We start from the raw sequence: 14,394 nt of genomic DNA, 5'->3' as shown, positions 1-14,394 counted from the left end.
TGGTGTGACGCCTCGCTGATCCCGATCAAGGTCGTGCCTGATGCCGGGGGGTGGTCACTCCTCGTCCGAGGAGAAGTTGTAGTCCATCGACTGGCTGGGGCCTTGCAGATAGTGGCCCTGGATATAGTTGACGCCCGCCTGCCAGAGTGTCGCCAGCACCGTGGCGCTTTCGACGAAGGGCACGATACTCAGGCGCTTGTGTTCGTGCAGATCGGCGAGCAGCTGCTTGAGCGCTTCCTGATTTTCCTGGCGGCTCAGATCCTGGGTGTAGGAGCCGTCGACCTTGACGAACAGCGCGTTCAGGTGGCGCAGCGTGTTGAACGGATTGAGCGCGCAGCCGAAGTTGCTCAGCGCCAGATGGCAACCCAGCTCGCCGAGGCCCTGGCCCAGCGCCTTGGCGGGTTTGAGATAGGCCACCGCATCCGGTTCGTTGAGTTCGAACACCAGCGCGTCGCCCGGCAGGCGGGCGGCCTTCAGCACAACGCTGAGCCAGGGCAAGAGGCCGGCATCCTGTAGGCTAGCGCTAGACAGGTGCAGGAACAGCCGCGTGCTGTGGCCCTTGGTGCGATGTTCGGCGAGCAGCTTGATCGAGTTGAGGATCACCCAACGGTCGATCTTGCCCGCCAGGCCGGCGTCGCTGGCGGCGCTGAGGAACTGGGCCGGCGGGACTTCGACGCCTTGTGGGTCGAGCAGGCGCAGCAGCACCTCGTAGTGCTCGTGACTGTCGCCGCGCAGGCTGATGATCGGCTGGAACAGCAGGCGGAAACTGTTGGTGTCCAGCGCCTGCTGCAGCATGGCGGCGAGATTGCCGCGACTTGCCGCCGCCGCCAGTTCGTCGGCCGGGTCATAGCGCTTGAGCGCGTTGCCGTCGGTGAGTTCGTCGGCACAGCGATGGGCGCGCTCGATGACGTCCTGCGCGCGCGCGGTCTTCTCGTCCAAGCCAGCGACGCCAATGCTCAGGGTGGTCTGCACGGTGCGACCGCCGATGTCGAACAGGTGACCCTCGATGCGAGTCAGCAGCTTGCGCAGCGAAGCTTCGGCCTGGTCCGGTGCGATACCTGGCTGCAGCGCGGTGAACACATCGTCGGCGAAGCGGGCCAGCGGCGTCTGGGCGTCGAAGTGCGCGCGCAGCACGTCGGCCAGCTGGCGCAGCAGCTGATCGGCATCGCTCAGGCCGATTTCGGCCTGCAGGCTGGCAAAGCGGTCCACTCGAATATAGGCCAGACTGGCGATCTGGCCGGCATTGACCGCACGCTCGACGGCGCTGTCGACCAGTTCGGTGAAATGGTTGCGGTTGTGCAGGCCGGTAATCGGGTCCTGCGTGCTGATTTCGCGCAGCTTCTGCAGCTCGGCGCTGTCGCTTTCGGCGCGGATCACGACCTGGATGCACGGCTCGCCATCGTAGGTGGCCGGCGAGAAGTGCATGCGAGCCTTGAAGCTATCGCCATCGGCGCGCACGCCACTGCAGGTCAGCTCGCAGTGGCCTTCCATCGTCTGGTAGTTCTTCAGGAAGGTCTTGAAACTGCCCTGATCGCAGGCTTCGATCAGGTCGATCATCGGCATGCCTTCCAGGTCTTCGACGTCGGCGTAGCCGAACAGCTCCAGGTAGGCGCGGTTGGCATAGATGTGCATGCCGTCGTGCACGTAGGCAATGGCGTCCACCGAGCTGTCGAGCAGCAGCTGACAGCGTTTCTCCGCCTCGCGCAGCGCCACCTCCGCTGAGCGCCGAGCGCGCCGCTGCTCGAGGTTGGCCAGCTCGCGGTTAGCCACCAATAGCAGCCACTCGTCCTCGCCTTGCGGCAGCGCATCCTGGGCGCCGAGCGTCAGCGCATCGATGATCGCTTCGGCGTCGTTGCTCGCGGTGAGCTGGATGATCGGAATGTCCTTGGCCTGCCGGCGGATGGTGGCGATGGCCTCGCTCGGCTCGAGATTTTCGCTGCTCGGCGCGGCGATCAGCAGGTCCCAGGTCTGTTGCAGCGCGCTCGCGAGGTCGTCGCTGGACGTGAGTCGATGCACCCGGGTGGCCTGTCCGGCATTGCGGAACAGACTGACCAGACGCTCGGCTTCGTTCTGCGAATCTTCGAGAATCAACAGGCGGATGGTTTTCTTTTGCAGGGCCATGACGACAGATCAGAAGCGCGCCGAAGGTGCGCGGGCGGGCGAAAATACGGGTGCCGGCAATCTACAGCGACTTCCAGAGTGAGTCAAAATCTGCGTCCCCATTGACTCCGCGGGTTCCCCAGGCTGTGACCGGCATCTCCGGCTCGGCCGGCGGCTGGCCGAGGAGCTGGTACTCGAACTGGTTGTAGTTGCCGGTATGGCTCTGGCGGCGCTGCAGCACGGCGCGCTGTTCATTGCCTTCCTGATTGATCAGCACCTTGTGGCCCTGCTGAAACGGCAGGCATGGAGCGATCAGGGTCGCCGCCTGGCCGATGGCCGGGATTGCCGGCAGCAGCAGCGCGCGCAGGTATTCGCTGCCCAGTTCGGTCTTGCGCAGCAGACGCAGGCCGCAGGGTTGCGCTTGCGGCGCGATCAGCTCGACGCCCATCTGCGTGCCGCCGCCGCGCACCTGGCGAACCCAGCGCACCACGGCGACGCTCCAGCCGTTGTCGCCGTCGCGCAGTCCCAGCAGCTCGCCGGTCTGCAGTTGTGCGGGAACCTCCGCCGGCCAGGCCAGGCAGTAGCCGCCGGGGCTGTGGTTGACCAGGCGAACCTCGAACTCGGGATAGGTCTGCTCGCTGGCTTGCGTGGCCGCCGGGGCCTGGCTGGGACTGGTCGGGCGAACGAACTCGATGTGTTCGTCAGGCAGCAGTCCGTCGCTGTTGAGGCTTTGCGCGTCGAAGGCGTTCGCCCAGATGTCGGGGGCGCCGTTGTTGGCCTTGAACACCGCCGAGTTGGGCTCCTCGTGGCGCTCCAGCACGGCGTTGAACGGGCGCCGGCCGGCGAGCTGGTAGTGCAGGGCGGTCATGCCGATGCACAGGTGCAGGGTGCCGTTGGCCGGAGTGCGCTGGAAGGAGCGCTCGGACATGTCGCCCCAGGCCGCGCTCAGGTGCAGCAGCAGGTCGTCGCCGATGCCGCTGGCGTCCGGCAGCGACGAGCGCTCGCGATGCTCTTGCGGCAGGCGCAGGTGCTCGGCGAGCGCTGCGACCAGCCGGCTGGTGTCGACGCCGCACATGCTTGGCAGCGCGTCGCGGGCGAACAGCGAGCGATAACGCGGCGCACTGTCCTGCTGCGGCGAGAAGACGAACAGGCTGGACGGTGCGCTGGCCGGCTGAAGGACCGCCAGCGTGCTCCAGGCCTCCAGGGCCTTGGCCAGCCGGGCGATGCCGGACTGGCGCAGTTGGTTGCAGCGCGCGCAGCCCAGCAGCAGGGCGGCGAGGTAGCACTGTTCGGTGCTCAGGCCCGGGCCGTGGTGCGCCAGCGGGTCGCGCACCGCAGTACCCTGCACGGCGTACTGCGCGGCGAGCTGATAGAGCTGGTGCAGCTCGAGCCAGAGGCTCTCGGCGGCTGGGCTGTAGAGCTGGGCAGAGCGCGTCAGCAGCGCGCCGAGGCTGTGCACCGCGCGCTGCAGGGCGATCGTCAGAAGCTGCCGGCGATCCTGCTCGGGGCGTGCAAGGGCGCGCACGACGATCAGCTTGTAGCCGGTGGCCAGGTGATTCTGCAGCGCTTGGCAGAGACCGGCGACCTTGCGTGGTCGCTCGTCGAGCACGATCGGTTGATTCAGGTAGTGCCGCTCGAGGTGCCCGCAGACGTAGTGCACCTCGGGGCGTAGCAGTTCCAGCAGTTGCAGACGGGTTTGCGACGGCACACGCAGCTGGTTGATTTCCACCAGCGCCTGGTAGAGCTGGCGTGCCATTTCTCCCAGATTGGCCTTGGGCAGGCCAGCGAGCCACACCTGCAGTGCGCGCACGCTCGCCTCGCAGAAGCTCAGGCTCTGCTGGGTCGGCGTGGGTACGCGCAATGGCAAATGAAGACTCTGCAACCGGAAACTCCCGCAGCACCGACCATCGGTGCCTTGTCAGCGAACTCTATCAGCTGCGCTTCGTCGTGTTGATGGTCGACGATGGCATTTTGATATTATCCGATGATTGGTCGTTCCGGTACGCGGGGTTGTCGCAGGGCGTGTCGGGTGCGGCGCCGCGCGCGGGTTGGCCTGCTCATTCTGCAGGCCCTGCCGGCATCATTCTGTCTGCGCCTGGCCGAGCGCTTCGCCCATGCACACCGGGCTCAGCGGGCCCAGTTGCTCCGCCCAGCGAACCTGCTCCGGTCCGAACAGCAGGATCACCGTGGAGCCGAGCTTGAAGCGGCCCATTTCCGCGCCTTTTTCCAGCCGGATCGGTGCGCGCGCGGATTCGTCGTACAGGAACGTCTTCAGCGTGCGCTTGGGTGGCGTGACAAGGCCGGCCCAGACGGTTTCGATGCTGGCGACGATCATCGCGCCGACCAGCACCATCGCCATCGGTCCGCGTTCAGTGTCGAAAATGCACACCACGCGCTCGTTGCGTGCGAACAGTTCCGGCACGCCCTGGGCGGTCACCGTGTTCACCGAGAAAATGCGTCCCGGTACGTAGACCATCTCGCGCAGGGTGCCCGTGATCGGCATGTGCACCCGGTGGTAATCCTTGGGCGACAGGTAGACGGTGGCGAAGTCGCCGCCCATGAACGGTGCGGCGCGCTGGTGATCGCCGCCGAGCAGCTCCGTGACGCTGTAGCTGTGGCCCTTGGCCTGGAAGATGCGGCCCTGCTCGATCTTGCCGAGCTGGCTGATGGCGCCGTCGCAGGGATTGAGAATGGCGCCGGGCGTCGGGTCCAGCGGGCGGGCGCCATCTCTCAGTGCGCGGGTGAAGAACGCGTTAAAGTGCTCGTAGGCGCTCAGGTCTTCGATCTGTGCCTGGCTCATGTCCACCTGGAAATGCCGGGCGAAACACTTGATGAAGGCGTTCTTCAGCCAGGGAATGCGGCATTCGGCCAGGCAGCCGGCCAGGCGCGAAATCAGGTGATGCGGCAGCAAGTACTGGCTGATGACGAACAAGCGATCTTTCATGGATGACCTTTTCATGACTGGATCGGCGTATCGGGCAGGTTGCCCCATTCGCCCCAGGAACCGGCGTAGCCCTTGACTCTGGGGTAGCCCAGAGCCTTGGCCAGGAGGTAGGTGAAGCCGGAGCGGTGATGCGTCTGGCAGTGGGTGATGATTTCCTTCTCCGCCACGATGCCGATTGCCTGGAGCTGTTCGGCGATGTCGCTGCGGATGCGCAGCGCGCGTGCCGGGTCCATGCCGGCGGTCCATTCGAAATTCACGGCGCCGGGAATGTGCCCACCGCGAGCGGCGAGCACCTTCTCGCCGCGGTATTCCTGCGGCGAGCGGGCGTCCCAGACCACTAGGTCATCCGCGCCGAGGCGGCTTTCGAGGTACTCGCGCGTGGCGATGGGTGCGCTGTCGAGGTGCAATGCGACCGGGCCACCAGCGGCGGCCGGCACTTCGCGCGACAGCGGGCGGCGTTCGGCCAGCCAGGCGTGCAGGCCGCCGTCGAGGTAGTGGTAGTGGCGATGGCCGATCACGTCGAGCAGCCAGATGAAGCGTCCGGCCCAGCCGCCGCCCTCGTCGTCATAGACCACATAGACCGCATCGGCGCGATGACCGAGGAGGCCGAACAGCGCTTCGAGTTGCGCCTTGGGTGGTAGCAATCCCGGCGCCGGTGGCTGGCCCAGCTGGGTCTGCTTGGGGTCGACGAAGCGCGCGCCGGGCAGGTGGCCTTCGGCATAGCGGGCGGCGCTGGTGAGGTCGACCAGGATCAGTTCGGGGGCGTGCAGGCGCTCGGCCAGATCGGCAGGCTCGATTACCAGTGGCAGGTTGGCGAAGACGGACACGGCAGGTCTCGGCGAGTCGGTGAAGGCGCAGTCTAGCGAAAAACCTCAGGTGCCGCGCTTGCTGAAATTGCCCAGCGCCCGCTCGATGCACTGCGCGGTCTTGTCCAACGCCTGCAGTGTCGGGGCGCTGAGTGCGGCGTTGTCCTGGTCGGCGATCAGCAGCATCAGCACACGACCGTTGCTGCCCAGCGAGCGCAGCAGCAGATGCTCGCCGGCGAACAGCGCCTTGAGCGTGCCGGGCAGCAGCGCCGAGAAGATCGCGATGTTGTCTGGCTGCAGGTGCAGCTGCGCCGGCTTGTCCAGCAACCGGCGCAGCACCTGGCTGTGCTGCGGATTGAGGATCAGGTTCGCGGCATGCTCCGGCAGGCCGACGTCCTGCTGCGCGACCAGCCGCTGATTCTTGCGATCCAGCAGCATCAGCAGCACGCGCTGCATGCCGATGCTGACCAGCGCGGTGCGCGCGCAGGCGGTCAGTTGATGCACGTTGGTGAAGGGGCTGGGCGCGCTCAGCAGCTCACGGCAGCAGTCACGCCAGCGCGCCAGCGCCTCGGCGTCGGGTACGCTGGCCGTGCCGGTCTTCTTGTGCTGGAAGCGGCTGTCCCACGGCCACAGCAGTCCTTGCGCCGGGTGCCAGAGGTCGGTCGGGCCGATGGCTCGCGCACTGTCGACGGCCTGCTGGTGGACCAGCTGCTGCACCTGCGCCATCGGCAGTTGTAGGTACAGGCCGATCAACTGCTGCCAGCGCAGGCTGTGCACGCCACTCCAGCTGTGATGCGCGGCGAGCGCCAGGCCGTTGGCCAGCACGATGGTGTTGCTCGGCAGGGTCAGCCAGCGACGCAGTTCGGGGTCGGCGTCCAGCCGTTGCTGCTGCTGCAAGGGGTGAGCATTGTTGCGGGCGATGTGCAGCGCCTTGACCAGCAGGCGACGATTGCCGCCGAGCAGTCGGTAGCCCTGGATGATCCAGTCGGGCAGATGCCAGTGCTCGGCGATTCTCAGGCACAGCTCCAGCAGCGGCACGCCGAGCAGTTGCTGTTCGACGCGCCGCAGCGGCTCGCCGCTGACCAGCACGCGCTGTTCCCAGGCCTCGAACAGCTGCGGGCGCGCGGCCAGCAGTGCCCAAACCGGCGAGAGAAACAACAGGCTACCCCAGTGGATGTCCTGCCACAGACGTGCCAGGCGGCCGGCGAACAGGCCGCTGGCCTGCTGGCTGGCGTGCCGGCTGATCAGCACCATCTGCCGCAGCGCCGGCGGCATGTCGGCGGTTGCCGTGGCGGGAATGCGGTCGAGGAGGCGTTCGGCGCGCTCCACGCCGATGCGGCTGAGCGCGGTTTCGAGATTCTCCGCAGGCTGGCCCTCGCCGCCATGCCGGTTGGCTTCGCGGATAAAACTCAGCGCCAGTACCGGGCTGGGCTGCACCCGCTCGGCAATCTGGCGCATGGACTGGCTGTTGTCGCGCAGCGCCCGGCGCACGCTGTCGTGCACCGCGGCGAATGCCGGCAGCGGAGAATCGTCGAGAAGCTTGATCCAGGCGGGGATACTGCGAGGGAGCGAAGTCGTTGTGGTCATGGCGCCGAACTGGCTTTTCGTCGGGATGCTCTTTAGTCTGGCGCAAAAGTTCCGATAACCCGAACAATTCTTTCAGATACCCCTCCTTGACGGAGCGCCGAGCCGCTGTGCGAACGTGCTTCGATTCGTTTCGAGCGGTTGGTAATCAGGCTTCCCAGACGTACCTATGGTCAAGATTCTCGGCATCCTCGTGGTAATCGGCAGCGTGCTCGGCGGCTTCATGCTCTCCGGCGGCGCCCTGGCGGCACTCATGCATCCGTTCGAAGTGCTGATCATCGGTGGCGCCGCGCTTGGCGCGTTCCTGCAGGCCAATCCGGGCAGCACGACGAAGATCGTGTTTCAGAAGTCGCTGAAGATGTTCAGCAGCCGCTTCACCCAGACCTATTACCTGGAAGTGCTCGGTCTGCTCTATTCGGTGCTCAACAAGAGCCGTCGCGAAGGCATGATGGCGATCGAGGCCGACCTCGAGGACCCGGCCGCCAGCCCGCTGTTCAGCAAGTACCCTGGTGTGCTCAAGGACGAGCGCATGACCGCGTTCATCTGCGATTACCTGCGCATCATGTCCACGGGCAACATGGCCCCGCACGAACTCGAAGGGCTGTTCGACATGGAGCTGGCCAGCCTCAAGGAAGAGCTGGAGCATCCCTCGCATGCGGTGAATCGCATTGCCGACGGCCTGCCGGCGATGGGTATTGTTGCTGCGGTGCTCGGCATCGTGCTGACCATGTCGGTGCTGGCCGATGCCAACAACGCCGAAATCGGCGAGAAGGTCGGCGCCGCACTGGTCGGTACCTTCCTCGGCATCCTTGCTGCCTACGGCTTCTTCGGCCCGCTGTCCGCCTCGCTCGAGCACGACGCGCGCGAGGAGCTGAATCTCTACGAGGCAATCAAGGCCACTCTGGTCGCCTCGGCTTCCGGCATGCCGCCGACGCTGGCCGTCGAGTTCGGCCGCAAGGTGTTGTTCCACGCCCACCGCCCGAGCTTCACCGAGCTTGAGCAAGCCATGCGTGGCGGCTAAGCGCGGCTATGGACAACAATCAACCGATCATCGTCAAGCGGGTCAAGAAGACCGCCGGCGGCCATCATGGCGGTGCCTGGAAGATCGCCTTCGCCGACTTCATGACCGCGATGATGGCGTTCTTCCTGGTGATGTGGTTGATGAGCTCGGCGACGCCGGAGCAGAAGCGCGCCATTTCCGGCTATTTCCAGGACCCCATCGGCTTCACCGAAAGCGCCAGCCCGCACGTGATCGACCTGGGCGGCACGCCGACGCCGTCGCCGGACCGCACGCTCAATCCGGAGATCGACCCCACGGTGCCGCAGGCGGATGTGCAGATCGACGGCGATCAGGTGGAAACCCTCGCCGAACAGATCGAACGCGAGCGCCTGGAGCTGCTGCTGCAGGAGCTGCAGAACAAGGTCGACGAGAACCCCGAGCTGGAGCGCTTCAAGGACCAGATCCTGTTCGAGATCACCAAGGACGGGCTGCGCATCCAGATCATGGATGACGAAAACCGCCCGATGTTCGCCCTCGGCAGCGCGCAGCTGCAGCCGTATTTCGAGGACATCTTGCTGGCGATGGGCGACACCATTCGCGCGGTGCCGAACAAGATCAGCATCAGCGGGCATACCGACGCCAAGCCGTACGCCGGCAATGGCGATTTCGGCAACTGGGAACTGTCCGCCAGTCGCGCCAACGCCGCGCGTCGCACGCTCGTCGCCGGGCGTTACCCTGAGGAGCAGATCGCTCGTGTCGTCGGCTACGCCTCCTCGGCGCTGTTCGACCGCAAGAATCCGCTCAACCCGATCAACCGGCGCATCGACATTCTGGTGCTGACCAAGAAGGCGCAGCGCAACATCGAGAACGAGCAGTTCGTGCCGGCTGATGGCGACGAGGCGAACAAGGCACCAGCGGCGCCATCGAACCCGTCCGCTCCGGCGGGCGCCGCGGGCGAGCCGCTGCAGCCGGGGCAGTTGCGCGAGCGGTTGAACATCTTCGATGAAGGCGTGCTCAAGCTCGACCAGCCGCTGCCCGCCGGCGGCGACGATCAGTAGTCGGGGTCGGGCAGGCTGCTGAGGATGTGCCGGTAGCTGTTCATCCGCTGCGGCTGGATGCGCCCGTCCTCGAGTGCCTTGAGCAGCGCGCAGCCCGGCTCACGATCATGCTTGCAGTCGCGGAAGCGGCAATGCCCGAGCAGCTCGGCGAACTCGATGAAACCGGCTTCGACATCGTCGCGGCTGACATGACCGAGGCCGAATTCGCGAATGCCGGGCGAATCGATCAGCTCGCCGCCGCCGGGGAAATGGAACAGCCGCGCCGTGGTGGTGGTGTGGGTGCCTTTGCCGGTCTGCTCCGAGAGTGCGCCGACGCGGGTGTCCACGCCTGGCAGCAGGCTGTTCACCAGCGACGACTTGCCCACCCCGGATTGGCCGACGAACACGCTGACGTGGCCGTCCAGCGCCGCACGCAGTTCGTCCATGCCGGCGCCGCCGTGGGCCGACACCTCCAGCAGCGGATAGCCAAGCGTGCGGTAGACCGCCAGCAGCGCGTTGAGCGCGCCCTCGTTGTGCTCGTCGATCAGGTCCGCCTTGTTCAGCAGCAGCAGCGGCCGGATGCCGGCATGTTCGGCGGCGACCAGGTAGCGGTCGATCAGGTTGGCGTGCGGTTCGGGCAGCGGCGCGAAGACAATGACGATCAGGTCGACGTTGGCCGCCACCGGCTTGAGCTGGCCGCGGGTGTCGGGACGACACAGTTCGGAGTGGCGCGGCAGCTGCGCGACGATCACGCCGATGCCCTGATTGCCTGGGCGCCATACCACGCGGTCGCCGGTGACCAGCGCCGGCAGGTTGGCGCGCAGGTGGCAGCGGAAGACCTGGCCACTGTGCTCGCCTTCCTGTGCTTCGACCTCGACCTGCACGCCGAAGTGCGCGATCACCAGGCCGAACTGCTCCGGCCCCAGATCGCCGCCTTCCAGTTCTTCCAGCGCGCGAGATTCGCGGCGTGCCGCGCGGGCGGCGCGTTCTTCCTGGATTTTCTCGATGCGCCAGTTCTGGCGGCGGTTGAGTTGGCGTTTGGCCATGTGCGGGGCGTCGGTCGATGAAGGTGCGCGAGTCTAGCACGGCCGGCCGGCGCCGCTGACCGCCTGTTTCGGCGCGCAGGCGGCAGGTAGACTGGCCTGCCGTTCCGTCTTCGTGTTCGTCATGTCCGACTCGCCGCGCTTTCGTCCGCCGATCTTGCTCGCCCTGGGTGCGCAGCTGGCGGCGCTGCTGCTGACCTGGTTGATGCTGCTGGCCGCGGCGCGCCTGCTGGGTCTGCACGTCTCGCTGCTGCAGGCGGCCGTCATCCAGGGTGCGCTTGCTGCGTTGCTGGGCGCACGGCTGGGCCTGTCGCGCTGGTGGTGGCCGATCAACCTGGCCTTCGTGCCCGCGCTGGTTGCGCTGCGTGATCACAGCCTGCCGGGATGGCTGCCGCTGGCGGCCTTCGCCGCGCTGTTATTGCTGAACTGGAACGTCTTTTTCGAGCGTGTGCCGTTGTATCTGACCGGTCGGGCGGCCGAGCGGCGCCTGGCCGAGCGCCTGGCCGGGCTGCCGGCGGACTTCCGTTTCGTCGATCTGGGCTGTGGTCTGGCCGGCAGTCTGTCGCGCCTGGCGCGGATCTATCCGCAGGCGCGCTTCGTCGGCGTGGAGACCGCGCCGCTGGCGTTCATTATCGCCTGGCTGCGCTGCCTGCCGCGGCGCAATTGCCACATCGTCCTGCGCAGCCTGTGGCGCGTCGATCTGGCGCAGTACGAGGTGGTCTACTGCTTTCTCTCGCCGGCCCCGATGCCGGCGCTGTGGCGCAAGGCCAGCGCGCAGATGCGGCCGGACGCGCTGCTGATCAGCAACAGCTTCGCGGTGCCGGACATCGAGCCCGAAGAGCGGCTGGCGGTCGACGACTGGCGGCAATCGCAGCTGCTGCTCTGGCGCCCCGGTGCGCCCCGGCCTGACGACCCGCAGACGAGCGGCTAAACTGCGCGCCACAGCCAAGGAGCCCATCATGCAGAACCCGCAGAACCTGATCTGGATCGACCTGGAAATGACCGGTCTGGACCCGGATACCGACGTCATCATCGAAATGGCCACCATCGTCACCGACAGTCAGCTCAACGTGCTGGCCGAGGGACCGGTGATCGCCGTGCATCAGAGCGACGAGGTGCTGGCACGCATGGACGAGTGGAACACCCGTCAGCACGGTGGTTCGGGCCTGACCCAGCGGGTGCGTGAGAGCCGCATCGGCACCGCCGAGGCAGAGGCCCAGACCCTGGCGTTTCTCGAACAGTGGGTACCGAAGGGCAAGTCTCCGATCTGCGGCAACAGCATCTGCCAGGATCGGCGCTTCCTCTATCGGCAGATGCCGGAGCTGGAGCGCTACTTCCACTACCGCAATCTGGACGTCTCGACACTCAAGGAGCTGGCCGCGCGCTGGGCGCCGCAGATCATGCAGGGGTTCAGCAAGAGCGGTACGCACCTGGCGCTGGATGACATCCGCGACTCCATCGCCGAGCTGCGTCATTACCGCGAGCATTTCATCAAGGTGTGATCCTGTCGGCGGCGTCCGTGCTGCCGGGGCGCCGCTATTTGCCGAGCTTGCGCAGCTCGTCGGACTCGACGATGCGCACGCCGTCGCCTTCCTCCAGCGCCAGACGCCACAGCGCGCGGGCCAGCGTACAGGCCTCGATGCCGTGGTACTTGCCCGGCAGCAGTTGCGACAGCGGCGCGGCGATCCGCTCGCTCAGGCGCAACTCCAGGCGCGGGCCGAGCAGCTGTGACGGCCGCGCGATGGTCAGCTGCGGCCAGTCCTGGGCCTCGAGCGCTGCTTCCATCTCGCCCTTGACCCGGCAGTAGAAGATCGGGCTGTCCGGGCTGGCACCCAGCGAACTGATCACCAGCAGGTGCCGCGCGCCCAGCTCGCGTGCGCGGCGGGCGAAGGCCAGCACCAGATCGAAATCGATGGCACGGAACGCTTCCTGGGTGCCAGCCTGCTTGAGCGTGCTGCCCAGGCAGCAGAACGCGGTATCGACCGGACCGTTGAGCTGTCCGAGCAGCGACTGCAACGGCCCGACCGGGTTTTCCAGGCGCGGGTGCGCCGCCAGCGGCTTGCGCGTCGGCGCCAGCACGCGTTCGACGGTGGGTTCGTTGAGCAGTCGGTCGAGCAGGTGTTCGCCGGTCAGTCCGGTGGCGCCGGCAAGCAGAATGCGCTGGGGCGTCAGATACATGGTCATGCTCCTTGGCGAATCAGTGTGAGGCGGCGCGTCGTTGCTGCAGGCTGCGCCAGTGTTCGACGACCGGCTCGGGCGCCCATATCTGGGGTTCCGATGCCTGATAGTCGTCGGCCTGCTCGCGTTCGGCAACCCTCGCCTGCGCCAGCGTGAAGGCGTGCACGATGTCGTCGGTCTGCTGCAGCGCCTCGGCGAACAGCGCGCGGCCGAAATAGGTGAAATCGCTTTCCTCCGAGCAGCCAAACGACACGCGGTCGGCGCGCGCGGCGGTCATCACCAGCCGCCTCGGGTCTTTCAGCGGTTCGATGAAGCCGCCGGAATAGCAGGCGGAGATCACCACCACCTGGTTGCGCTCGGCCAGCGGGGCGAGCAGATCGGCCAGCTCCGGCGCGCTCAAGTCGTCCAGCCCCAGGCGTGGCTGCTGCAGGATCAAGTGGTGATCGGCCGTGCCGTGGCTGGTGAGGTAGATGAACACCAGATCTTCCGGCCCGCTGCGTTCGGCCAGGATGGCGGCAGCACGCGCCAGGTTCTCGCGGGTCGCCAGCGGGCGATCGCCGAGGTGATCGCGGTGGTTGACCAGACTGATCTGTCCGCGCGCGGCGAAGCGCTCGGCTAGCAGGCGCTGCACATAGTCGGCCTCGCGCAGGAACACGCTCTGGCGACCGTCGCCGGCCAGCACCAGGCTGTACAGCTCTGCGGCGGGCGTGGAAGCCGGAACTGCGGTGAGCGCCTGGTCGAGCAGTGCGCCCTGGCGCAGCAGGCCGATTTCCAGCGGGTCCGGCAGCCGCCTGCCGTGCTCGTCGCGCACGCGGTGCCCGTTGCGCCAGCTGCCGCGCTGCACGCTGCCGTTGGCGAGGGTCAGCTGGCCGTCGCCGCTGAATTTGCCGTGTCGAAACCCGCCGCGGTAGACGCTGCCGTCGGCACGTTCCAGCACGCCGCTACCGTGGTACTGCCAGCGGCGGAATTCACCGCGATACTGGCTGCCATCGGCGCTGGCGTGGCGGCCGGCGCCGGTGAGTTCGCCGTGAACGAACTGGCCCTCCCAGACATCGCCGCCGCCATCTTCATAGCGGCCCGCGCCGTGGAAACTGTCGTCGGCGAAGCCACCGCGATAGCGTTCGCCGTCCTCGGAAAGGTAGACGCCGTCGCCGTTGAGCAAGCCATCGCGGAATTGCCCGCTGTACGAGCCGTCCGCATCGCTGCGCGTGCCGGTGCCGTCTGGCTGGCCGTTGGCGAAGCGCCCCTGATAGCGCGCACCGTCGGCATATTCGAGGACGCCTTCGCCGTGATAGAGGTCGTTCTGGAACTCGCCGCTGTAGCGGGCGCCGTCCTGGCTGAAGGTGCCCAGCCCGTGCATGCGGCCCTGGCGGAACTGGCCTGCATAGACGCCACCGGCGGCGTAGCTGAAGCGTCCCTCGCCGTGGAACAGGCCGTGTTCGAAGGCGCCTTCGTAGCGGTCGCCGTTGGCGCCGGTCCAACTGCCCTGGCCGTGCCACTGGCCTTCCTTGAACTGCCCGCGGTAGCTGCTGCCGTTGGGGTAGTCGATGCGTCCCTGCCCCTGCAGCAGGCCATTTACCAGCGTGCCGCGGTAACGCCCGCCATCGGGCAGCACGGCGTCCGGCGGCAGCAGCGGTTCGCCGTCGCCGCAGGCGGCGAGCAGGCAGGCAAGGAGCAGGGGAGTCAGGTGACGCATGCGGGC

The 14,394-nt window shown here is 66.9% G+C and carries 12 protein-coding genes; 4 read left to right on the top strand and 8 right to left on the bottom strand.

The annotated features are described in order from the left end of the window. Positions 1-54: 54 nt before the first annotated feature. The 5 genes from HU825_RS02860 to HU825_RS02840 all read right to left on the bottom strand — a co-directional run bounded on the left by HU825_RS02860 (position 55) and on the right by HU825_RS02840 (position 7,437). Positions 55-2,121 (bottom strand): EAL domain-containing response regulator, encoded by a 2,067-nt coding sequence (locus tag HU825_RS02860; RefSeq protein ID WP_138300500.1) that lies wholly within the window; start codon positions 2,119-2,121, stop codon positions 55-57. Positions 2,122-2,182: 61 nt separating this feature from the next. After that, positions 2,183-3,982, bottom strand: a complete 1,800-nt coding sequence (locus HU825_RS02855) for a molecular chaperone (RefSeq protein ID WP_234302858.1) — start codon at positions 3,980-3,982, stop codon at positions 2,183-2,185. Positions 3,983-4,180: 198 nt separating this feature from the next. Then, on the bottom strand, positions 4,181-5,044 hold the full coding sequence (gene asd, locus HU825_RS02850) for an archaetidylserine decarboxylase (protein WP_234302857.1): 864 nt from the start codon (positions 5,042-5,044) through the stop codon (positions 4,181-4,183). An 11-nt stretch (positions 5,045-5,055) separates the two neighbouring features. Next, positions 5,056-5,871: a rhodanese-like domain-containing protein gene (locus tag HU825_RS02845; protein ID WP_165593731.1), complete on the bottom strand. Its 816-nt coding sequence runs from the start codon at positions 5,869-5,871 to the stop codon at positions 5,056-5,058. Between the two features lie 45 nt (positions 5,872-5,916). Beyond that, entirely contained in the window at positions 5,917-7,437 is a 1,521-nt protein-coding gene (locus HU825_RS02840) for an HDOD domain-containing protein (protein WP_234302856.1), read from the bottom strand. Positions 7,438-7,603: 166 nt separating this feature from the next. Between HU825_RS02840 and motA the strand changes: the two genes are divergently transcribed. Further along, entirely contained in the window at positions 7,604-8,455 is an 852-nt protein-coding gene (gene motA, locus HU825_RS02835; protein WP_043297740.1) for a flagellar motor stator protein MotA, read from the top strand. Between the two features lie 8 nt (positions 8,456-8,463). Then, on the top strand, positions 8,464-9,492 hold the full coding sequence (gene motB, locus HU825_RS02830; protein ID WP_043297739.1) for a flagellar motor protein MotB: 1,029 nt from the start codon (positions 8,464-8,466) through the stop codon (positions 9,490-9,492). Here motB and rsgA read toward each other — a convergent pair. Next, entirely contained in the window at positions 9,486-10,517 is a 1,032-nt protein-coding gene (gene rsgA / locus HU825_RS02825; RefSeq protein WP_054094512.1) for a small ribosomal subunit biogenesis GTPase RsgA, read from the bottom strand. The two genes, motB and rsgA, sit on opposite strands and share 7 nt — an antisense overlap. Positions 10,518-10,638: 121 nt before the next feature. Here rsgA and HU825_RS02820 point away from each other — a divergent pair, with 121 nt between their 5' ends. Further along, positions 10,639-11,445 carry a class I SAM-dependent methyltransferase gene (locus HU825_RS02820; protein WP_234302855.1) on the top strand — a complete coding sequence of 269 codons (807 nt, stop codon included), beginning with the start codon at positions 10,639-10,641 and terminating at the stop codon, positions 11,443-11,445. A 28-nt stretch (positions 11,446-11,473) separates the two neighbouring features. Beyond that, positions 11,474-12,016, top strand: a complete 543-nt coding sequence (gene orn / locus HU825_RS02815; protein WP_043297737.1) for an oligoribonuclease — start codon at positions 11,474-11,476, stop codon at positions 12,014-12,016. A gap of 34 nt (positions 12,017-12,050) precedes the next feature. Here the strand turns inward: orn and HU825_RS02810 are convergent, their stop codons facing one another. Continuing rightward, complete coding sequence (locus tag HU825_RS02810) at positions 12,051-12,692, bottom strand: oxidoreductase (RefSeq protein WP_054094514.1); 642 nt, start codon at positions 12,690-12,692, stop codon at positions 12,051-12,053. A gap of 19 nt (positions 12,693-12,711) precedes the next feature. After that, the gene (locus HU825_RS02805; protein ID WP_234302854.1) at positions 12,712-14,388 is read right to left on the bottom strand and encodes a C13 family peptidase; all 1,677 of its coding nucleotides are present in this window, start codon (positions 14,386-14,388) and stop codon (positions 12,712-12,714) included. Positions 14,389-14,394: the final 6 nt, after the last annotated feature.

This window comes from Pseudomonas phenolilytica, from assembly GCF_021432765.1.
GTDB classification, from domain to species: Bacteria; Pseudomonadota; Gammaproteobacteria; order Pseudomonadales; family Pseudomonadaceae; genus Stutzerimonas; species Stutzerimonas phenolilytica.
This window is presented reverse-complemented; position numbering and strand designations above follow the sequence as displayed.